Raw genomic sequence first — 23699 nt, 5'->3', positions numbered from 1 at the left:
TTTCTTAATTAAACAAAAACCATCTCCTGGTTAAGAGATGGTTAGTTATTAAGAATTTTTATTTCTTGATCTTTTTCAAGCAATAAAGATTAAAACAAAGAATGGAACTAATACAAGACCTAAAATTAATCAAATGTATCAAAGTGATTTTCGATCAAATTTAACTGGTGCAAGTTTTTTGTAAGCATTTTCGATTTTTGAAGCAACGTCTTTAATTTTATCGACATTTAAAATTAAATCTACATCACTGGAATTAAGTAACTCTTGTCCTTCTTTAAGAGCATCTAAGTAGCTTTGTGGATCTTTAGCATTTTTAAAGTTATCACTATTTTTTCTAGCTTGTTCTTCAGAAATTGCTTCAAGTCCTTTTTCAGGATTTGCTTCTCTTCCAGAATGCGCATCTACTGAATTAATTAAATCTTTAGTAGCTTCATTTACTTTATTTGCAAGGTCAATGATTGCATCAATTTCTTCTTTAGTAGTTGCAGAATTAATTTTATCTTTTAAAGCTTCTTTTTGAGCATTATTAATAACTGGCAAGTTATTAATATCATTTGATGCACTCTCTTTAGCATCACGAATTTCTTTTGCAACATTTCCATCAAGATTATTGTAAGCATTTTCAATTTTATCTTTTGCTTCAAGAATGGCGCTAGCATTTAATGAGTTGCTATCTTTAATTTCTTTTGCTTTAGAAATTGCATCTAAATAATCATTTTGGTTGCTTGCTTCAATAAATTTATCTTCAGTTTGTCTATTTGAATCTAAGTTAAGCGATTCGTTTAACTTATCCATTGCATCATTTAATTTAGAAATTAAATCTTTAATTTTAGCAATTTGATCAACTGAATTTGCATTATCAATTAAGTGTTTAAGCTCTTCTTTTTGTGAGTTATTAAGGTTGCTTGAATTATTTTCTAAAAACTCATTTGCATTTTCTTTAGCATCAATAAGGTTTTTAACAGTTTGTCCATTTAAAAGGCTATAAGTTTTTTCAAGGTTGCTTTGCGCTTTTAGAACATTAACTGGATCAAGTTCATTAATCAAACGTGATCCTTGATTAATTTTTTGTGCTTTAGCTAAAGCTTGATCATAATCACTAGCATTTGTTGCATATCTATATTTATCGCTAGCTTTTCTACTTGGATCAAGCTTAAGTGAATCTTGAAGTGATTTCATTGCACTATTTAATTTTAAGGCACCACTTTCAATTTCTTTAACTTTCTCAAGGCTACTTTCAAAACGCACTTTTTCTTTAAGGGCTTCTTTTTGATAATTATTTAAATATGGCAAGTTAATAATAGTGTTTAGGGCTTTCTCTTTTGCATCGCTAAGCGCTTTAACGTTATCACCATTAAGTGCTTGACAAGTTAAATTAATTTTATCTTTAGCTTGATTTAATTTACTTAATGAAAGTTCAGGGGAACTAGCAATAATTGATTTTGATTTATCAAGAGCTGCTAAGTAAGCTGCTTTATTTGTAGCTTTAAGGAATTTATCTGTTTTATCTCTTGAGCTTGCTTTGTCAATAGCTTCAAGTCCTTTAGCATCATTTGCATCTCTTCCAGAATGCATATCAACAGCATTAATAAGCTCGTGCATTGCATTATCTAAAGAGTTAATATTATTTTTAAGGGTGTTAAGCTCATCTAAATTAGAAGTTGCATTAATTTTCTTTTTAAGCGCTTGTTTTTGAGCACTATTTAAGTATTTTTTAGATTCAAGAAGACTAATTGCTTCTGCTTTGGCATTTGTAAGTTCATCATTACCATCAAGGTTAGCTAAGGCGGTTTCTAAATTATTATTTAAAGAGCTTACTTTATTTAAAATCTCTTCAAAGCTTTGACTAGCAGTTTTATTTACATTATTTGCTCAAGTTTTTGCTTCGCTAGCAGCATTATCATATGCTTGCCTTTTATTTTCGTTTGAATTAGTGTAGTTTTTGCTTGCTTTAACGCTTGCATCTTTATCTAAATTAACTTTTAATTCGCTAAGCTTACTTGCTAATTTATCAACAAATTCGTTAATGCTGTTTGTACTATTTCAATTTGTAGAATCAGAAGAATTATTGTTATTAATAACTGTAGCTGCATTAACTTTTTCTTTTAATTTAGCTTTATCAGCTTCTGAAAGAACTGAGCTATCAATTGCATCAATTTTGGCATTAATATCATTTTTAGCTTTAGCTAAATTGATATTTCCATCTAAATTATTTTTAGCTGTTTCTATAGCTGTCGTTAAGCTATTAACTTCATTTAGATCAAGTGGATTATTTAACTTAGAAGCGGCATTATTAAGCGCATTATCTAAAGCTTCTTTTTTATTTTCGCTAGCATTAATGTAATTTGAATTATTTTTAACATCATCAGCGCTTGCAACTTTTTGGTTAAGAGCTTCCATTGCTTTATCTAAAGAGCTAGCTTTTTGTTGATATTCTTCGTAAATATCATTATTGCTTCTTTTACCAGCAGCTACTTCTTCATCAAATTTGCTTATAAGAAGTTGTTTTTGAGCATCATTAAGATTATTTAAGGTTTTTAAGTATTTTTTAAATTTAGCATCAAAAACTTTAGCAATAATATCATCAACTTGCTTAATGTATGAGTTGATTTTTTCATTATCAATAGCATTAGTTTCTGAAGTTAAATCTGCATTAATTTGGCCAATTAAGTTCTCAAGAGTAGCTCTTTCAGTTTGATTAATTAAATTAGCACGATTATCAAGGAAGTCTCTTGCTTCTTGCTTTTTAAGTTTGAGTGAAACCATTTTATCATCTAAGTTCTTAATTTCACCAATGTTGTCATTATTAACGTCAATTAAGTTTCTTAAATCATCAATGGTATTAGCTTCATTAATTTTAGCTTTATAGAAATTTTTTTGAGCCTGATTAAGGTTTTCAAATGATTCAAGAGCTTTTATAGCTTCATTTCTTTCGTGTTTAACCTCATCAATAACGTATTCTAAATTGAAAGTAACATTTTTTGTAGCTGGATCATAAACTTTATTTTGTTTAACAATTCAAAAATCTTGATCTGTATTTTTAAAAGTAACTTCAAGTTCTCATTTATCTAAATTATCATAAACTTCTCTACTTTTTGAAATATCAATTGAACCATATTTTCTAGTTCATCATTTGCTTGCATTTTCGTCCTTGCTATTATTAAATGATGATCCATCAACTATTTTTCCATTATATTTTAAAACAAAGCTTGCATTAGGAAGTTGGTAAGATATATCTGGATTTTGTTTAAATTCTTTTAGATCAACTGAGTAGTTTCTAATATCTTGACTAGTAACTGTAGCTATTTTATAATCAACACTTTGAACAAAGTATGATCAATCATAAGTAGTGAATGCACCTAAAACATAGGCATTTTTAATTCCTAAATTATCTGCTGCTGGATTTGGTCTACTTTTAGTAAAAAGAAGTTCATTTAATCTAGTTTTAAATTTAATTTTGAATCAGTTTTGGTCAGTGTATCCATATCCGAAACCTAATCCATATGGAGTATCAAATTTCATACCAATAATAGTTCCAATATCATTTAAAATTTTATATCTTTCATTTGATAATGGGTATCCATAATTACCATTGTTGTATGCGCTTGGAAGTTGTCAATTATTTAAAAAAGATGCACGAACTGGATCTGAACCAACTCCATAACCTGGATCTCAAGAATAAGCTCTCTTTTTGTATTCATCAATAACTTTTCAAGTAGGAACTAATTGTCCATCGTGGTAGTAGCTTGTTCAACGATAAAGGTCTTTAATTTTACCACTTCTATAACCAGAAGCTGGGTGCGGGAAGCTATTTACTACTACATCTTGAGAAAATTGTAAATTTTCTGGCTTATTATCCATTCTAGCTACTTTGGTTCTAGAAAGCTCTTCTTCAGTTCAAGTTGTTTTGTAAGTAATGATTTCAAATGTATCAGGAACAAGTTCTAAAGCTCTAGAAATAAGAATCCCAAATCTTGGGTTTCTACTTCATCTATCACCTAAACTTGAATATCCACCGATATCTTCCTTAGCGAAAGTTGCGTTTCTATTTAAAGTAAGTTCTCATTCTTGCTCTTCATCTTGTCAACCATTTGGATTTAGCATCTTAAGGTTAGCAATTGTTTTATCCTTGCCCTGATACACTTCAGGTTGAGCTCCCGGGTTAAAGTAGTAGTTAGTTCTTGTTCCTTGACCATATTTAAGATTATATTTGTAAGATTGCTCATTACTAAATACAAAAGATAAACCATTTGAGTTACCTTTGATAACTTGATCTGGTTCTGCTAAAAATTCTGGAACAGTTATATTATTATCGGTTACTACATTTGCAGCCACTTCACCTGAAGTGTTTTCGCTAGCAATAACCGGATTGGAACTTGCTGATAATAAAACAGCAGGTAAAATTGAGCTCCCAATAAATGTTGAGCTTAATAAACAAATTCTATTAAATCTTTTCATATCATTAATCCTCTCATGATAAATAATGATCAAATAATTTTGGGGAATATTTTGCTCATTAAATAGGGACTTTTCAATATAAATTAAAGTGAGTAGAATTCCATTATAAATTCGTTAAATATTTTTATGATAATTTAATTTGTTATTTATATGAAAATTATACTTGATTTTCTAACTTCCCTTTAATTATTCAAATTCCATTTTTCCCTATAATTTGCATAATAAATTATATTTAAAAGGGGGTAAAAATGGAATTTTGAATATATAAGCAAATTACCCTTTAGCTCTTTAAGATAGGGGCATTTAGCTCCTAACAAAAAAAAAAAAAAAAAGAGCGCTTAAGTGCGCTAATTTAGGGAGGTACCCAAATAAGACAAAAGAAAATGAACCTAATGCTGGTTCAATTTCATAAAATTATCTTTTTGTAGTCATTTGGTATAAAATATGTACATTTTTTGCCATTTTTGAAAGGGTTGCTAGTTCAGTTTTAAATTCCTTTTCAGCAATGAATTTTTTATATTCTTCTTCAGTAGATCAACGTTCAATTACATAAACATCACCTTTGTTTTCAAGTCCATATTCAAAACTTAAGTTAGTATTTTGAATACAAACTTTCTTAGCAAAAATGTATAAATAATCAATAAAACCTTTTAATTTTTCTTCATCAACTTTATAAAGTGTAGCTCTTGCGTAAATCATATTAACTCCTATTTTTTTACAATTCTTTTAAAAAGAATGTATGAATCTTCTGGTAAGACATTATCAAATTTATGAAAATCATCAATTTTATCCATATCGAAACTATCGATATTTAAAACTTTTGATACTTCTTGGGTTTTTGATTTTAAAACCACTTGTAAGTAGCTTGAAATTGCGTAAATTCCATTTAAAAGTCTAATTAAGACTTGCTCAAGTCTTGGAAGATTTTCTTTAAGTGTTCAAGGTGCAGTTTCATCAATATACTTATTAAGTTCGCTTGATAAATTAATTGCAACTTTTAAGGCCTTATCAATTTTGTATTCATCAAAAAGTGAGATAAATTCAACTTTTGAATTTTTAATTGATTCTTCAATTTTTTGGTCTATTTCTAAATTAGAAACATTATATTTAATTGGACTATCAAATGAATTACGGTACATTTTGATAGTCCTTGAAATTAAGTTTCCGTAATTATTAATTAATTCACTGTTAATTACATCAACAAAGTGTTCTAAATCGAAAATTCCATCTTCACCTAAGCTCATATGAGCAACAAGGTAATATTTAACCATTTCAGGATGGAAGCTTTCAAGAAGCTCATATGGATCAATCACATTTCCTTTTGATTTAGACATTTTTCCAGTTGGCGTCACAATTCAACCATGGCTTTGAATTCTAGTTGGCATCTTTAAATTAAGACCTTTAAGGAAAATAGGTCAATAAATCATATGGAAACGAGCAATTTCTTTTCCTAAAATATGCACAACTTCAGCATTTTCGCTAGCTCAGTATTTATTAAACTCTTCGCTACCACTTGGGTTAGTTGGATCATAACCAAGCATTGTAATATAGTTACATAAAGCATCTAATCATACATATAAAGTGTGCTCAGGATCTGAAGAAACCGGAATTCCTCAAGATACATTAGTTCTTGTTACCGAAAGATCTTCAACCCCTTTATTTAAGAAGTTATTTTCAATTTCATTAACTGTTTTAAGTGGAGCTAAGAAATTAGGGTGCTCTTTAATGTAATTGATTAATCAATCAGTAAAAAGACTCATTTTGAAAAAGTAGGTATTTTCCGAAACAAGTACAAGTTCATGACCACTTAATGGGTGAAAAAACTTGCCATCTTTTTTAACTGCTTGTGTCTCAAGAACAAATTCTTCATCACTAACAGAATAAAGTCCTTGATATTCACCTTTGTAAATAAAACCTTTTTCTTTGAAAAATTCAAAAATTTTACTTACACTATCTTTATGTTTTGGGTTAGTTGTTCTTGAAAAAATATCAAAATCAATCTGATAATCTTTTCATAACTGGTGATATTTAACAACCAAATTATCAACAAAACTTTGAGGATCCATCTTTGATTCAGCAGCTTTTTGAGCGATCTTTTGCCCATGCTCATCGCTACCTGTGAGCATTTTTACATCATAACCTAAGGTTTTTTTGTAATTAGCAATTACTCAAGCTACAGTTGTAGTATATAAATGCCCGATGTGTAAATTTCCACTTGCATAATAAATTGGGGTAGTAATGTAAAATGTTTTTTTCATTTGGAACCTCTTATTCTACAATTAATGGTCTATAAAGTTTTTTCACTTCTTCAGTGTATTCGTGATCATTTTTATCTAAATCATGCAGATAAATTGTGGGTAAAAAATGCACACCTCATCCTGATTGATATCTAGCTTCAATAAGCACAAGTTTTGGTTTATCACCAATTCTTGGGGTTAAAAATTGAATCCTTTTTGGTTCAAATTTATATTTACGCATACTTTCAAAAACATCAACCATTCTTTCTACTGGTAAAACTAAAGTTAAAAAACCTTTTTGCTCAATGATTTTGGCACACCCTGAAATTAACTGATCTAAATTCAGTTTAATTTCATGAGTAGCAATAAGCATCTCCTCAGAAACATTTTTTCTAAGCTTAGTTTTATCATACGGATAAAAAGGAGGATTGCAGAAAATAACCGGATATTTTCTTTGTGCATTTTTAGTATGTCAAGACACAAAATCATTGAAATCTTGACAAATTAAGTTAATTTGGTCTTCAAGGTTGTTTTCGCTAACATTAATTTTAGCAACTTCAATAGCTTTTTCTTGGATTTCAACAGCATCAATTTTAAGATCTTTTTTACGAGCGGCTACAAAAATTGATAGCGCGCCATTGTTAGTTCCAATTTCCAAAGCTCTTTTGTGCTTTTTATGAAGATAAATGAAATTACCAAGCAAAATAGTATCAACTGAATAATTAAACATTGATTTATCTTGGTAAATAAATAATTTACCATCATAACCAAGGTAGTTTTTAACTAGTTTTCTTGTTTTTTCCACTTTTAGCTCCAGTGTGCTTAAATCTTAAATTTTCCTTTAAGTTTGATTGGTTTTCTAAGTATTTTGGATATTGACTTTCTAATACACAATCAACTTTCCCTTCAACAAGATCAACACCGACAACTACAACTTTAACTCAGTCTCCAATGTTAAATTTATTTTGACCTACTTTAGCACTTGTAAGTGTTTCGTTAGCTTCGTATTCACCATCAAAAAATGAAGTTTTATGAACAAGTCCGCTTGCTTTAAATTCAAAGCTAATGAAGAATCCAAAATTCAAAATACTTTGAATTTGGGCATCAAAAGTTTGTCCAATTTTATCTTTAAGATACTCAGCAAATTTTAAATCATTTACATCTCTTTCGATTTGCACTGCTTTTTGCTCGCTTTTGGTATTAAGCACTCCATAACTTTCAATTTCACTTGTATATGAATCAATGTCATCTCTTGAGTGATTGTTGATTAAATATTTTCTAATAGTGCGATGCACAATTAAATCTGGATAACGACGAATCGGGCTAGTAAAATGGCAATAAAAATTTGAAGCAAGCCCAAAGTGCCCAACATTATCAGTTGAATAAATTGCTTTTTGCATTGTTCTTAAAAAGCTTAATTTAACAAAATCATCATTTCTTTGCTCTTTGATTTGCTCAGCAAATTTAGAGAAAAGTTGTGGATTAATATCACTTAAATCAATATCAGGAAGAGTAAGTCCAATTGCTTTTAACGAGTTTTCTAAGGCATTAATTTTTTCAAAATCAGGAATTTCATGAATTCTATATAAAAGTGGAAGTTTATTATCAAAAAGATATTTAGCTACAGTTTCATTAGCTCTAACCATAAAATCTTCAATTAAAACTTCTGAAAATCCACGCTTATGAATCACAATTTCTTTAACACTTCCATCTTGATTGAGTTTAATTTTTGGCTCATCAATTTCAAAATCAATATAACCTTGATTTTCTTTAAATTTATGCAAAATTAAACTAAGTTCTTTAGCTTCATTAAGCATCTTTTTAAGCTCTGAAACTTCCTGCTGGTTTGAATATTCTTCTAAGATAGTATTTTCTTTAAAGTACTTATCTACTTGTTTATATGTAAGTCTAAATTTACTTTTGATAATTCCTTGGAATATCTTGCAATTAACATTGTTTCCAAATTTATCAATTTCCATTTCAGCAGCCATTACAAATCTTTTTTCATTTGGATTAAGCGAACAAATTCCATTAGAAAGTTCAAAAGGAAGCATTGGAATTACCCGATCTACAAGATAGATGCTAGTTCCACGTTTAAGAGCTTCTTTGTTAATTTCAGTATGCTCTTGCACATAGTAAGAAACATCGGCAATATAAACTCCTAAAAAGTAATTTCCATTAGGGAGCTTTTTAACAGTGATAGCATCATCAAAATCTTTAGTATCATCACCATCAATTGTAACAATCATTTGGTCAGTTAAATCTACCCGGTTGCTTTGATCTTCTAAATCAATATTTTGTGGTATTTTGTCAGTTTCATTTTTTAATTCTTCAGGGAAAGCTTCAGGAACTTTGACTTGCTCAATGAAAGCTTTAACAAACACCATCGGATCAGCATCATTGGTAATAACTTTATCAACTTTAATTTCAATGTAGCGTTCTTTATAATCAACAACGCTAGCAGCAACTAAATCATTAACTTTAAATGAAACATCGGAAGGGAGGATAATAAATTTATTATTTTTTAACTTAGCATCAATTGGTTGAAAGAAAACAGTGTTGCTTTTTTCTGTTTTTTTAATAAACCCAACAATTTCATGAGTATTTCTTTCTAAAACTTCAGTTACAATTCCATTATTTTGGTCATTTTCATCTCTTGGATTTTTATAAACATTAACTTGAACTAAATCTCCATTAATTGCGGTTTTGAAATTAAAGTTTTTAACAAAAACGCTATCTTTTTCACCCGTTTCTTCATTGATATTGTAATCAACAAATCCAAAGGTTCCTTTATTTGAAACATTTAAAAGACCAACAACAGTTTCAATTAATTCAGGGGCATAATAATTATCTTTATTGTCCCTGAAGACTTTGTATTCTTTTTGTAATTCATTTAAAATGTCGCTAAGTTCTTTGTTTTTGCTAAATGGAATTTTTAAATCACGACTTAGCTTCACAAATGAACTATTTTTGCAACTTTTTAAATACTTTAAAACTTTCTCTTTTATATTCATGTTATTTCATTAAAAATCTTAAAAGAACAGCACCAATGAGTAAAAGTAACCCAAGGGTAAACATTGATCATTTTAAAACTTTTTTACTACCTCTTTCCTTTGATTGTTTAAATAATTCTAAATCTCCGCTACCTACTAAAGCACCTGAAAAACCATTTGAATCTGGCGACATTAAAAAGGAAACAAAAATCATAATAAAACTCATTATTACTAAAACAATTGTTAAAGCTTCCATTTTTTCCTTCCTTAATTATATAAATTTATTTATCTTATAAATAATACCACAATTTGACCTTTTCGAGCACCAACAAAATGGGTGAATCTAATAAAAAATTGTGATGCATTAATTGCATCACAACTAGTATTAAAATCTATTTAAAGTATTGAATTTTTCAGCTTTTTTGATAACTTTTTCTTTAGCATCTGATTCCATTTTTAAAGCTTCTAAAATCGGAATAGCTACTACATCACCTTTTGAAATTCCAATTGCAAGTCCTGATTCTCCATTAAGAAGTTTTTCAACAGCTTTCATACCCATTAATGAAGCTCAAATTCTTTCTTGAGCAGTTGGACGACCACCTCTTTGAATGTGGTTAAGTGGGTTTGAACGAGTTTCTCATCCTGTTTTTTCTTGGATTCTTTCAGCAAGCTTTTTAATATCATAAAGCTTCTCTGAAACAGCAACAATTACACTTCTTCTTCCTGGTTGCTTGCTAAGTTCATATGCTGCATTAATAATTTCTTCTTCGCTTAATTTAGCTTCACTTGTTGAAATAATCTCAGCTCCTGTTGCAAGTCCTGAAAAAAGCGCTAAATCACCACAGTTATTACCCATAATTTCAACTACCATAATTCTTTGGTGACTTCTTGCTGTATCTCTAATTCTATCAATAGCTTCAACAACTGTATTTAAAGCTGTATCGTATCCAATTGTGTAATCACTTGATTTAATATCATTGTCAATTGTTCCTGGAAGTCCAATTGTTTTAACTCCAGCTTCATGAAGTAATTGAGCACCCATGTAGCTTCCATCTCCACCAATAACTACAAGTGCTTCAATTCCGTGTTTATTTAAGTTTTCAATAGCTTTAGCACGTACTTCTGGGTTTTTAAATTCAGGGAAACGAGCTGAATAAATGCATGTTCCACCTTGAGATAAAAAGTAATCAAGATCAAGCTCATCAGCTTTTTTAATTTGGTCATTATATAAACCTTTGTACCCTTCAAAAACTACATATGGCTCTAGCCCATTTGCTTTAGCACTTTTAGCAATTGCTCTAAGAGCTGGGTTCATTCCTGGTGCATCACCACCAGATGTTAAAATAGCAATTTTACGCATTAAAATTCCTTCCTAAAATTTAACTTTTTGTAAGTTATATTATTTTATTATTTTTTGATAAAAAACAATTTTTTTAATTGATTATTTTGATTTTTACTTGCTTAAATTATAGTAAAATAATTACAAATATAAAGTTATTACATTTATGTAATAACAAACTTTTAAGATATAAACAAATGAAAGGTTTTTATGAAAAAAACAATTAACGACTTAATCCTTAAAGGAAAAAAAGTTTTAGTTAGAGTTGACTTTAACGTGCCAGTTAAAGATGGTGTTATTACTTCTGTAAAAAGAATTAAAGCTGCTCTTCCAACAATCCAAAAAATTATTAATGATGGTGGAAAAGCTATTTTATTCTCACACCTTGGTAGAGTTAAAGAAGAAGCTGATTTACCAAAAAGAGATTTAAAACCAGTTGCTGTTGAACTTGCACATCAATTAGGTACGCCAGTTAAATTTGTTGAAGTAACACGTGGAGAAGTTCTTGAAAACGCAATTAACTCAATGAACAATGGTGATGTTTTATTAGTGCAAAACACACGTTATGAAGACTTAAATGGTAAAGCAGAAAGTAAAAACAACCCAGAACTTGGAAAATACTGAGCAAGTTTAGGTGATGTATTTATTAATGACGCTTTTGGTACAGCACACCGTGCTCACGCTTCAAACGTTGGAATTTCATCTAACATTGCTGAAAGCGCACTTGGATACTTAATGGAAAAAGAAGTATCATCACTTAGCAAAGCTATTGAAAACCCAGAGCACCCTTATGTTGCTATCATTGGTGGAGCTAAAGTTTCAGATAAAATTCAAGTATTAGAAAACTTAGTAAAAATCGCTGATAAAATGATCATTGGTGGAGCTATGGCTTACACATTCTTAAAAGCTCAAGGTAAAAATGTTGGAACATCACTTGTTGAAGATGATTACTTAGAACTTGCTAAAAACTTCTTAGCAAAATATGGTGATAAAGTTGTGCTTCCAGTTGATCATGCTTGTGCAACAAGTTTTGCAGATGTTGAACCTTCAATTCAAGATGGTGAAGTTCAAGATGGATTTATGGGTCTTGATGTTGGTCCTAAAACAATTGCTTTATTTGAAAAAACTCTTGAAGGAGCAAAAACAGTTGTGTGAAACGGACCTATGGGTGTTACAGAATTTGAACATTACAAAAACGGTACATTAGCAGTATGTAAAGCAATCGCTGCACTTCAAAACTGTTATTCAGTTGTAGGTGGTGGTGATAGTGTTGCTGCTGTTGAAAAATTAGGAATGGAAGATAAATTCTCACACGTTTCAACAGGTGGTGGAGCATCACTTGAATTACTTCAAGGTGTTAAATTACCAGGTGTTGAAGCTGTTTCAGATAAATAAAAACTAAAATTATGGTTTTACTCACACTTTTTGTGTGAGTTTTTTTGCAATTTTCCACCTTTTAGCCCCTAAATGCAGTCAAAATTCAATAAATTCATAATTTAAAAATGAAAGTTTTAAAATTAAAGTATGGAGGGATGCAAATGAAGAAAAAATGAATGCTTTTAGGAGCTGCTTTAACTTTTCCTTTAGCACCTTTAATGATGATTGCATGTAATGACCCAAAAACAGCAACTACAAATGCAAATGAGGTGCCAAAACAAGAAGAACCTAAACAAAACACAAGTCAAAGCGGAAGTCAAAATAGTAGCGATACTTCCGAATCAAATCAAACTAATGATGAAAGTAATTCAAGTTCATTAAACCAAAACAATCCTAGCAAAGGAACTTCATCAGATAATAATCAATCTGGTAATGAAGCAGTTTTATTACGTGAGAAAGATTATATTGGTTGAATGAATGTAAATAACTTAGATGAACTTAAATCATACGCGTTATATTTAATTGATTATTTTTATAAACAAGCTAAAAATATTTGAGTACCAAAAGTTACAAAAGTTAAATTAGATCAGCAAGGAAATGCTATTATTGATGATTTTTCAGAGGAACCAGAAAGAGAACTTCTATCAGATGCAGAAATTCAAAAAATGATCGACACTGATAAAGCAGAAATTAATTCAATGTCAAATGGTGATGAATTAAAAAATAAAATTAAACTTCTTCAAAGAACTATCCTTGAAGATATTAAAAAAACAATTATTGGAAAAGATGGTTATTCATCAGGATTTAATTATTCACAATTATTTTTGAATTTTCAAGATACAGCAAAAGTTTTTATGAAAAGAGGTGGATTTGATGAAGAGAAACTTAGCAAAATTGCCAATGAAGCTCAAAAAATAGCTGAAAATCATGACGATGGTGGAACTACTCATGGATCTAGAAATATTAAAACAACTTGTCTAGAAGGTTGCAATTATATTTTAGATCACATTGCAAGCATTATCTAATAAAGGCAAAAGAAAAATGCAGATTGCTCTGCATTTTTTGTTTCATTATTTTTCATCTACAACTTCAGCTACATCTTCTTCAGCATTTGAATTTGATGATCCATGTTGTTGTTGAGCAGCATAGTTAGCGAAGTTTTTCATGATGTTTTCAACTTGTTCAAGTTTTGCTTTTAAAGCTTCAATATCTTTTTTAGCAATTAAATCTTTAAGTTCATTTACTAATTTTTCTGATTCTTCTTTAGCTTTAGCATCTAATTTATCACCTTGTTCACGGTTTGCTTTTTCAATTTGATCAACAAGAGATTCAGCTCTAACAATTGTTTCAACTTCTTCTTTTCTTTTTCTATCAGCTTCTTTGTTAGCTTCAGCTTCTTTAATCATTTTGTTAATTTCTTCTTCTGAAAGTTTTGAAGAATTTTCAATTGTAATTTTTTGTTCTTTGTTTGTTTTTAAGTCTTTAGCAGTTACAGTTGTAATTCCGTTAACATCAATTGAGAAACTAACTTCGATTTGAGGAATTCCTCTAGGAGCTGGTTCAATTCCTGAAAGGTTGAAGTTACCAAGTCTTTTGTTATCAGCAGCCATTTGTCTTTCACCTTGAACAACACTAATTGTTACTTCAGTTTGATTATCAGCAGCTGTTGAGAATACTTGACTTTTTGTTACAGGAATTGTTGTGTTTCTAGGGATAAGAGGTGTTGCAACTCCTCCAAGAGTTTCAATTCCAAGTGTTAAAGGTGTAACATCTAAAAGTAAGATATCATCAATATCGCCTGCAAGCACAGCACCTTGAATTGCAGCACCAATTGAAACAACTTCATCAGGGTTAATTGAACGGTTAGGTTCTTTTCCTAATGTTCTTTTTACCATTTCTTGAACAGCTGGCATTCTTGTACTTCCACCAACAAGTAATACTTCATGAAGATCATTTGCTGTAATGTTAGCTTCTTTAAGAGCATCTTCAATAGGTTTTCTTGTTCTATCAAGTAAGTAAGCTGTCATTGATTCAAATTCGCTACGTTTTAATTCAAGTTCAACGTTAACTGGTCCATCTGCTGTTACAGCAAGGAAAGGTAAGTTAATTGAAGCAACTGATTGACTTGAAAGGTCGATTTTAGCTTTTTCAGCTGTTTCTTTTAAACGAGCCATAGCCATTTTGTCATTTGAAGCATCGAAATTGTATTTTTCTTTGATTTCTTTAATCATTCATTTTACAATTTCATTATCTCAATCATCTCCCCCAAGGTGGTTATCACCGCTTGTTGAAAGAACTTCAAATGTTCCATCTTCGAGTTCTAACACAGAAACGTCAAATGTTCCTCCCCCAAGGTCATATACTAATACTTTCATTGATTTTTCTGTTTTATCAAGTCCGAAAGCAAGAGCAGCAGCTGTAGGTTCGTTAATAATACGTAAAACATCTAAACCAGCGATTTTACCAGCGATTTTTGTAGCTTCACGTTGAGCATTATCAAAGTAAGCAGGAACTGTAATAACAGCTTTTGATACTTTTTGTCCAAGTTTTTTCTCAGCATATTCTTTCATGTAAGATAAAATCATTGCTGAAATTTCTTCTGGTTTGTATTCTTTTCCGTTAGCTTTTACAGTTTGGTTTGTTCCTATTAATCTTTTAATTGAAACGATTGTATTTGGATTTGTTTCAACTTGTCTTTTGGCAACTTCTCCAACTACAATTTCACCATTTTTAAAACTTACTACAGAAGGTGTTGTTCTTTTTCCATTTGGGTTTTCTAAAACAACAGGGTTTTTGTCTTCTATAACAGAAACAACAGAGTTTGTTGTTCCAAGGTCAATTCCTAAAATAATTTCTTTAGCCATTTTCACTCCTTTTAGCACAAATAAATGTGCATAAAATCTAAATTTATTTTTTATATATTAATTATTATATCATAATTTTAGCAATCTCATAATTAATTTGCTAAATTTTTATTAATAATTACTGTAGCTGGTTTTACCACTCTATCACCAACTTTAACACCAAAACGAACTACCTTAACAATTTCTTCATTTGCTAAGTTGCTATTTTCTACCACGTCAATAGCTTCTTGTTCATGTGCATTAAAACTTTGCCCAACTTCAGGATAAATAACTGTAACATCATTATTAGCAAATACATTTTCAAATTGACGTTTTACAATGTCAAATCCAATGCAATAGTTTCTAAGAGTGATATCATCACTATTTTCACCAGATTTAGCTGCAAGCACAAAGTTGTTAAATGGTTCCATTAAATCTTCCACAAAAGAAACTAAAGCGTATTTTTTTGCTTCTTTTTTTTCTGCTTCATATTTAGCAACTCTTTTTTCAATTTCTTGATCAAGTTGCGCTTTAGCAAGTGATTGAAATTCTTCAGCTTTTCTTTTGAATGCTTCTGCTTGAAGCATAAGTTCTTTTTCTTTAATCACTAATTGACTTTGAACTTTAGCAAGTTCTTTTTCAAGCTCAGCAACTTTTTCATCTTTTTCATTAATTTTCATTTCAAAGTGCTTTTTATGAGACACTTTTAAGTCAATAATTGTGATAATAACACTTTTACCAGCTACAAGCTCATCTTCATAATTTTTTGGAAAGGTAAATTTTACTTCCATATTTTTATATATCTTACGATTTACTAATAACTTGTCGAATTTTGGTAAATATTCATCTTTACCAAGTTCAATTTGTTTTTCACCACTGTATTTTGAAATAACTTCGCCATTTGCAAGCATTTCAAAATAACCACTAAGTTTATCTCCGATTTTTAAGTGTTCTTTATTATTTCTATTAAACATAAAATTTAACCTCTTTATTTATTTTTATCTTCACTAGTATTTAAAAAATCTTCAAGCAATGCAATTGCTACTTTCATTTTAGGTAAGTTTTTAGTATTAGTACCTACTGCTGAAATTTCGGCAATGTGATATTTTTGCGAATCAATTTTCTTAGAAATAAGTGCTGTTGAATCGTTAACATTAATTTTAGTAGTTTCATTAGTTTTATGTTTTGCATTAATATCTTCTCAAACTGAATAATTTTCAATTAAATCAATCAATTTAACTAGCTCCTGGCGGTTAATATCACGATTTAAAATGATGTTGTTTTTTCCATAGATTTTATTTTGAGTATTTTCTTGGATAATTCCTTTAAAAACTTGGTTGACAAATGATTCTAAAACATTTTGATAATTTTGCACTGCTTGCGAAAGCGGTTCTCTAAGCAAGTCAGTTTTAGTAATTAAATCACAAATTTTAGTATCTATTAAACGTTCTTTAAAAATATTTACCGCTATTTTTAAATCCGAAATTGAAATTTCATTAGAATTAAAATTTAAGATTTTTGAATGCACTTTTCCACTTGACACCACCATTACAATAGTAGCTGATGATTCTGAAAGCGGAATTAATTCGAGTCCTTTCATTGTTTCTTCTTCATTAATGTTAACGTTAGTAGTAACAAGGGTAATTCCGGTTATTTCCGAAATCACTTCAGCTGCTTTATCAACAGTTTGCTCAATTTCTCCTTTTTTTTGAGCAAACTTTTGCTTAATTTCTTCTTCTATTTTTTTAATTCATTTATTTTTATCTGAATCAAGAAGAAACTTAGAATAATAATCAATCCCTTTGATTGTTGGCTTTCTACCAGCTGAAGAGTGGCTTTTTTCTAAGTACTCTTCAAGCTCTAAATCGCTCATTTGGTAGCGAATTTTAGCACTAGAAGAATTAATTAAACCTTTACTTTTTTTAAGTATTAATGAGCTACTTACAACTTCACCTTCTTCAATGAAAATCTCCACTGTTCTTTTAAGGATGTTTTCATATTCTTCAGTGAGCCTTAATTGATCATTAATTTGGGTGTACATTTTTTTAGCACTTGCATTACTTATTTTCATATTTATTATTATAGCATTAACTAGCAAATTTAGCAAAATAATTTTTTATTTGCTAAATTTTAAATGTTGGAAGCTTTTTTTGCCGTTCAAAAATTTTGTAAGTAACATTTATTTAAGATCTTAAAGGTGCAAAAAGTAACAAAAAACCATGCTAGTTTTAGCATAGTTTTTAAAGTAGATTAATTATTTTTTTTCAGCATTGTATCTTCTAACTTCGCTAGCACAATCATCAATAACTGCTTCAACATCAGCAAAGCTATCAAGCATACATCCAGAGGCTCTTTCATGTCCTCCACCACCTCATTTAACCGCAACATTACGAACAATTGGTCCATTTGAACGGAACTCAACTCTAATTTTTCCACCCTCTTCTTCAGTGAATTGAACTCAAATTGGATATCCATCAATGTTAGCAATTAAGTTAGGTCTTACTGAAGTTTGAGGTGTTTTACCCATTTTTAAAGTAGTTGCTAAATCATTTTGAATATAAGCAACTGAATCACGAGTTTTAAGGGTACTCATAATTCAAGATTGGAACTGTAAATCGTTTAAACTAGTTTTAGCCAAGCTTTGGTGAATTAAATCAGTATCAAGTCCATTTTCATATAAATGAGCAGCAAGTCTTAAAGTTCTACTTGTTGTGTTGTTATATAAAAATCTTCCACTATCTGTGTTAATTCCAAGATAAAGTAAATTTGCAGCTTTTGGAGTGATTCTTCAATTATTTTCGTATGCAATTTCAGTAACCATTTCATCAGCTGCTACATATGAACTATCTACCCAACGAGTGCAATTATCTAAATCATCTTCGTTTGGATGATGATCAATTCTAATTGTTTCTGGGAAAAGATTTGCATCAAGAACCTCACGGCACTCAATTCTATCTTTAAAGTTAGCATCAACAATAACTCCAAGTGAATTTTTAAGAATTTCTTTGCTTGGAATTTCATCATGAACTAAATTTAAAAATCCAAATGAGTTTTTAGCATCACCAATAGCATAAACTTTCTTATTTGGAAAGTTAGTTTCAAGAAGTTCTTTAAGTCCGAATTGAGAACCAAGACAATCTCCATCAGGACGGATGTGGTGGAAAATAACAATGCTATCATATTTTAAAAGTTTTTCTGTTACTTCTTTTAATGATCCAATTTGCATTATTTTTCCGCCTCAAATCTTACAATTTCTTCGTTTAAGTTTTTAAGAACATCACTAACTTGATCTCAGCTAGAAAGTGTAATTCCAGCAGCATTGTCATGTCCACCACCATTGTATAAACGAGCTACTTTATTTACAAGTGGTCCATTTGAACGTAATCTACCACGAACATTTCCATCTTCAAGCTGAACAAATAAAGCTCAACAAGAATTATCTTCAATGTTTCCAATTTCATTAACAAATTGTGCGGCTTCAAATGAGTTATATCCAAATTTATCTAAAACATCTTGAGTAATTTCATAATATAAAACTCTTCCATCTTTTTTAAATCCACTTAAAATGTTTCCGATAAATTTAATTTGTTTTGAAGTTCTTTTTGACATTTCTCTAAGAATTTCTTTAGGATGGAAGTTAGCTTCTTTCATTAAAAAAGCCACAAGTTCATGAGTTCTAGCTGAAGTTTCAGGATATAAGAATCTTCCGCTATCTGTGTTTATTCCGAGGTAAATGTAGCTAGCAGCTTCTTTAGTGACTTTCATTTTACCTTCATAAGCAATTTTAGCAATCATTTCAGCTGCAGCAGCATAATATTCATCGACTCAAAGATAGTCATATTTAATATCACTATCATTTGGATGGTGGTCAATTCTTAATTTGGCAGTTGTTTTATTTTCGTATAAAAGCTCTGCGCATTCAATTCTATCACCTGAAGAAGCATCAACAACAATTCCAAGCGAATTAGTAAAATCAACATCTTCGATTTTGTCAAATTCAAAATTCATAAATGGGAATGAACCTTGTGCATCACCTACTTTAAACACTTTTTTATCTGGGAAGTTGGTTTTAATAAGTTCAGCAAGTCCAGCTTGAGAACCAAGACAATCTCCATCAGGACGGATGTGATGGAAAATAACAATATTGTCATATTTTTTAATTGCATCAATAGCAACTTGTGCGTTACCAATTATCATAAAAAACACCTTTCTAAATTCTTTAATTTTGATAATAAAAATAATTAACTTAAAGAGTTAATCAATCTATTAAAATTTTACTAAATTCTTGACCTTTCAATATTTATTTTAAGGCTGAAATTTAATACAAAATCATTTTGTTTTGATCTTACAAAACTTGCTAAAACACAAATTTGAAATAAAAATTTCATTTACAAGTATCAATCAAATAAATAAGATAAAATTTTAAATAGAGAAATAAAAATTGCTGAAAAATATGAAAAATTAGGAGTGTATTATGGATAACAAAAAAGAATTAGAAAGAAACGAATTACATACAAGTATTTGAAAAATAGCTGATGAACTTAGAGGAAGCGTTGATGGGTGAGACTTTAAAAACTACGTCCTTGGCGCAATGTTTTATCGTTTTCTTTCTGGAAAAATGGTCAGAGAATTTAACAACAGACAAGCTGAAGCTGGTGATACAGATTTTGATTATGAAAAATATCAAGGAGTAATTCATGAAGAAACTAAAAATGAAATAGCAAAAGAAATAGGGTTTTTCATTGAAAGCAAAGATCTTTTTGTTAATGTTGTTAAAAACGCAGAATATGATGAAAACTTAAATGAAACTTTAAAAAGAATTTTCGATTCAATTGAACACTCTTCAAGAGGAAAAGATAGCGAAGATGATTTTAAGGGTCTTTTCCAAGATTTTGATGTAAATAGTAACAAATTAGGTGATACAGTTCCAAAAAGAAACAACAAACTTGTGAAGCTTTTAAAAGGTGTCCAAAGCATGAACCTTGGAAACTTAAAAGATAATTCAATTGATGTATTCGGTGATGCTTATGAATATTTAATGGGTATGTATGCATCAAATGCAGGTAAAAGTGGTGGTGAATACTTTACACCTCAAGAAGTAAGTAACTTGCTTGTGAAATTAGCAATTGGAGATAAAAAGCATATTAAAAATGTTTACGATATGTGTGCTGGTTCAGGTTCACTTCTTTTACAAGCAGTTAAGATTTTAGGTGCTAAAAATATCACAAGTGGTGTTTTTGGACAAGAAATTAACGTTACAACATTCAACCTTTGTAGAATGAACATGTTCCTTCATGATATGGATTTTGATAAGTTTCACATTTACTGCGATGATACTTTAACAAATCCAAAAGAATGAAATACATTCTTTGATGTAATTGTTTCTAACCCTCCATATTCAATTAGTTGAAATAAAAAAAATGATAAAACTTTAATTAATGATCCACGTTTCACTGGTCCTGGGGTGCTTGCTCCTAGTTCAAAAGCTGATTGAGCTTTTATACTCCATGCTCTAAACAACTTATCCCCAGAAGGAACAGCTGCCATTGTTTGTTTTCCTGGAATTATGTATCGTGGCAAGGCTGAGCAAAAAATTCGTAAGTATTTAATTAATAATAATTTTGTTGATTCAATCATTCAACTCCCAGAGAATTTATTTTTTGGACCAGAAATTGCAACTTGCATTTTAGTGCTTAAAAAGAACAGAAAAGATACTGATGTCACATTTATCGATGCATCAAGTTTCTTTGTTAAAAAATCTAATAAAAACAAACTTACAGACGAAAATATCGCACATATTTTAGATTTATACAACAAAAGAAAAGACTTACAAAACTTTGTTAAAGTGGCTTCATATGACCAAATTAGAGATAATGATTACAACCTTTCTGTAAATTCATATGTTGAAAAAGAAGATACAAAAGAAGTTATTGATATCAAAAAACTTAATGCAGAACTTAAAGAAATTGTTGCTCGTCAAGCTGTTTTACGTAGTGAAATCGATAAAATCATTTTTGAACTTGAAGGAGAAGAGTAATGAATTTTTTTGAGAAATTGCTCTTTCAATATAAAGGCAACAATTCTTTCTATAAAATAGAAGATATTTTTGATATTAAAAACGGATATACTCCTCTTAAATCAAATAAAGAGTTTTGAAAAGAGGGGGATATTAATTGATTCACACTTAAAGATATTAGAGAAAACGGCGATGTTCTACATAACTCCATTGAAAAAGTGTCTATTAAAGGAGTTAGAACTTTGTTCAAATCCAATTCTTTAATTATGTCCACAACAGCAACAATCGGAGAGATTGCTTTAATTAAAAATGATTTTATTTGTAACCAACAGTTTCATGTTTTTCAAGTTAAAGAGCAATTAATTAATTTAATAAATATTAAATTTATGTTTTTCTACTTTAAAAATTTGGCTGAAAAACTAAAAAAAGATTTGCAAACATCTACATTCCCAAGAGTTGACATAAAGGATTTTAAAAAAACACCTATTTTTGTACCTAATATGGAGGTTCAAAACAAAATAGTTGAAATTCTTGACAAATTTACCGAGTATTCAGCGGAGCTGAAGGCGGAGCTGAAGGCGAGGGACGAGCAATATAAATTTTATAGAGACAAATTGTTATCAAATAACAATTTGTTAAACGACATTAATTTTTTTAGCAAAAAATTAAGCGAAATCACAGAAATAAATATTGGTAAACAACCTTCTAAAGAAGATCTTTCAGAAAATGGTTTATATCCATATATGAATGGTGGTATTAACAGAAGTTCTAACGCTAAAAACTTTAATAATATTAAAAATACAATCATTGTAAGTCAAGGCGGATCAAATGCTGGTTATGTTCAATGAATGTATGAAGATTTTTACCAAGGATCCCATTGTTATTCATTAAAAGTCACTTCTAAACAGATATTGAATAGATTCTTATTTTTCTATTTAAAATCTAATCAAGATAAAATATTCAATTTGGTTCAAGGCAGTGGAATACCGGGGCTCAAAAAGACATCTTTATCTTCATTAACAATTTTAATCCCTTCAATTCGAACTCAAGAAAAAATAGTGAAAGTTCTTGATAACTTTGAAGCTATTTGTAAAGACTTAAATATTGGTCTTCCTGCTGAAGAAGCTAAAAGACAACAGCAATATGATTTTTATCGTGATGCAATCTTCAAATACCTTGAAACTGGAATTATAGATGATAAAGGTATTGGAGAGAGAGAGAGCGGATTAACTAAAATTCTTTCATTTATTTTTGATAATTTTTACTTATCTACCACTATCGGAAAAGTATGTCAATTAAAAAGAGGAAGAGTTATCAGCAAAAACGAAATAGAGCAAAATAAAGGAATATATCCAGTGTATTCATCTCAAACTGAAAATGATGGACAGCTTGGTAAAATAGATACATTTGACTTTGATGGAGAATTTGTAACCTGAACAACTGATGGAGCAAAAGCTGGCACAGTCTTTTATAGAAATGGTAAATTTAGCATTACTAATGTTTGTGGATTGATAATTCCTGATATAAATATATTAAAATCAAAATACCTTTACTACTGATTATCCATAAATGCTCAAAAATATGTAAAAAGAGATTTAGCTAATGCTAAATTAATGAGCAATGTAGTCGATAATATCAAAATAGAAATACCTTCTTTAAAAATTCAAGAAAAAATAGTTAAAGTTCTTGATAATTTTGAAGCTATTTGTAAGGACTTAAACATTGGTCTACCTTCCGAAGAAGTTAAAAGGCAACAGCAATACGAGTATTATCGCGACGCAATTTTCAAATACCTTGAAACTGGAATTATAGATAATAAAGGTATTGGAGAGAGAGAGAGAGAGCGGATTAATTAAAATTATTGAATTTATATTCAATACGACAATTTCTTTAACAATCAAACTTTCAAATTGTGCACAGATAAGTTCTGGACAATTTGTTAAAGCGCAAGATTATTCAGAAGAATTTATTTATCCATTTTACAATGGCGGGAGAAATAATTCTGGTTATCATGATGAATATAATAGAGAAGGTGAAAATGTTCTTATTTCAATAAGAGGCGCTAACGCAGGTGCTACTAACTACATCAATGATAAATTTTGATTAGGAAACTCTTGTGTTTCTATTCAAACTTATAAAGATTATGATCCTTTATTTATCTATTTCTACTTAACCAAAAATATAGATTCTTTATTAGTTAGCAAGGATGGCGGAGCTATTCCCGCTATATCGACGATAGATATTAGAAATATAGATATACCTATAATTCCTTTGCAAAAACAAAAAGAAATATCAAACAAAATAAAAGCTTTCCACGAGTTTGTTAATGATTTAAAATTAGGGCTTCCTAAATTGATTGAGCTTACTCAAATTCAATATCAATATTATCGTGATAAAATCTTTAGCTACCTAGAAAATCAAGCTAAATAGCAATTT

General features: G+C 29.7%; 17 protein-coding genes. 5 read left to right on the top strand and 12 right to left on the bottom strand.

The features are described 5' to 3' along the window. Positions 1-48: 48 nt before the first annotated feature. The 7 genes from EXC51_RS03805 to pfkA form a co-directional block, all read right to left on the bottom strand. A complete protein-coding gene (locus EXC51_RS03805; protein ID WP_129620592.1) occupies positions 49-4458 on the bottom strand; it encodes a GA module-containing protein in 4410 nt (1469 codons plus the stop codon). A gap of 414 nt (positions 4459-4872) precedes the next feature. Beyond that, the gene (locus tag EXC51_RS03800) at positions 4873-5157 is read right to left on the bottom strand and encodes an antibiotic biosynthesis monooxygenase (protein ID WP_129620591.1); all 285 of its coding nucleotides are present in this window, start codon (positions 5155-5157) and stop codon (positions 4873-4875) included. An 8-nt stretch (positions 5158-5165) separates the two neighbouring features. Then, a complete protein-coding gene (gene metG, locus EXC51_RS03795) occupies positions 5166-6716 on the bottom strand; it encodes a methionine--tRNA ligase (RefSeq protein ID WP_129620590.1) in 1551 nt (516 codons plus the stop codon). A 10-nt stretch (positions 6717-6726) separates the two neighbouring features. Next, positions 6727-7500, bottom strand: coding sequence for a tRNA1(Val) (adenine(37)-N6)-methyltransferase (locus EXC51_RS03790; RefSeq protein ID WP_223211660.1), 774 nt, complete (start codon positions 7498-7500; stop codon positions 6727-6729). Further along, complete coding sequence (rnr, locus tag EXC51_RS03785) at positions 7475-9709, bottom strand: ribonuclease R (RefSeq protein WP_129620589.1); 2235 nt, start codon at positions 9707-9709, stop codon at positions 7475-7477. The genes EXC51_RS03790 and rnr overlap by 26 nt, the downstream gene beginning before the upstream one ends. A gap of 1 nt (position 9710) precedes the next feature. Beyond that, a complete protein-coding gene (gene secG, locus EXC51_RS03780; protein ID WP_129620588.1) occupies positions 9711-9944 on the bottom strand; it encodes a preprotein translocase subunit SecG in 234 nt (77 codons plus the stop codon). 129 nt (positions 9945-10073) lie between these two features. Continuing rightward, positions 10074-11048: a 6-phosphofructokinase gene (gene pfkA, locus EXC51_RS03775; RefSeq protein ID WP_129620587.1), complete on the bottom strand. Its 975-nt coding sequence runs from the start codon at positions 11046-11048 to the stop codon at positions 10074-10076. 189 nt (positions 11049-11237) lie between these two features. Here pfkA and EXC51_RS03770 point away from each other — a divergent pair, with 189 nt between their 5' ends. After that, positions 11238-12422 (top strand): phosphoglycerate kinase, encoded by a 1185-nt coding sequence (locus EXC51_RS03770; protein ID WP_129620586.1) that lies wholly within the window; start codon positions 11238-11240, stop codon positions 12420-12422. 143 nt (positions 12423-12565) lie between these two features. Further along, entirely contained in the window at positions 12566-13429 is an 864-nt protein-coding gene (locus tag EXC51_RS03765) for a hypothetical protein (RefSeq protein ID WP_129620585.1), read from the top strand. 45 nt (positions 13430-13474) lie between these two features. Here EXC51_RS03765 and dnaK read toward each other — a convergent pair whose 3' ends face one another. From dnaK to EXC51_RS03740, 5 genes are all read right to left on the bottom strand, one after another. After that, the gene (gene dnaK / locus EXC51_RS03760) at positions 13475-15268 is read right to left on the bottom strand and encodes a molecular chaperone DnaK (protein ID WP_129620584.1); all 1794 of its coding nucleotides are present in this window, start codon (positions 15266-15268) and stop codon (positions 13475-13477) included. Positions 15269-15360: 92 nt separating this feature from the next. Then, on the bottom strand, positions 15361-16221 hold the full coding sequence (gene grpE, locus EXC51_RS03755) for a nucleotide exchange factor GrpE (RefSeq protein WP_129620583.1): 861 nt from the start codon (positions 16219-16221) through the stop codon (positions 15361-15363). Positions 16222-16235: 14 nt separating this feature from the next. Then, entirely contained in the window at positions 16236-17318 is a 1083-nt protein-coding gene (locus EXC51_RS03750; RefSeq protein ID WP_129620582.1) for a heat-inducible transcriptional repressor HrcA, read from the bottom strand. A 183-nt stretch (positions 17319-17501) separates the two neighbouring features. Continuing rightward, positions 17502-18473 (bottom strand): DHH family phosphoesterase, encoded by a 972-nt coding sequence (locus tag EXC51_RS03745; RefSeq protein WP_129620581.1) that lies wholly within the window; start codon positions 18471-18473, stop codon positions 17502-17504. Beyond that, positions 18473-19444: a DHH family phosphoesterase gene (locus EXC51_RS03740; RefSeq protein WP_129620580.1), complete on the bottom strand. Its 972-nt coding sequence runs from the start codon at positions 19442-19444 to the stop codon at positions 18473-18475. Before EXC51_RS03740 ends, EXC51_RS03745 begins: the two co-directional genes overlap by 1 nt. A 277-nt stretch (positions 19445-19721) precedes the next feature. Between EXC51_RS03740 and EXC51_RS03735 the strand changes: the two genes are divergently transcribed. The 3 genes from EXC51_RS03735 to EXC51_RS03725 are packed head-to-tail and all read left to right on the top strand — an operon-like array spanning position 19722 to position 23693. Continuing rightward, positions 19722-21284 (top strand): type I restriction-modification system subunit M, encoded by a 1563-nt coding sequence (locus tag EXC51_RS03735; protein WP_165001823.1) that lies wholly within the window; start codon positions 19722-19724, stop codon positions 21282-21284. Next, positions 21284-23119: a restriction endonuclease subunit S gene (locus EXC51_RS03730; RefSeq protein ID WP_129620578.1), complete on the top strand. Its 1836-nt coding sequence runs from the start codon at positions 21284-21286 to the stop codon at positions 23117-23119. Before EXC51_RS03735 ends, EXC51_RS03730 begins: the two co-directional genes overlap by 1 nt. Beyond that, a complete protein-coding gene (locus EXC51_RS03725) occupies positions 23088-23693 on the top strand; it encodes a restriction endonuclease subunit S (RefSeq protein WP_165001822.1) in 606 nt (201 codons plus the stop codon). Before EXC51_RS03730 ends, EXC51_RS03725 begins: the two co-directional genes overlap by 32 nt. Positions 23694-23699 lie beyond the last annotated feature (6 nt).

Source organism: Mycoplasmopsis gallinacea (assembly GCF_900660495.1).
Lineage (GTDB): Bacteria > Bacillota_I > Bacilli_A > Mycoplasmatales > Metamycoplasmataceae > Mycoplasmopsis > Mycoplasmopsis gallinacea.
This window is presented reverse-complemented; position numbering and strand designations above follow the sequence as displayed.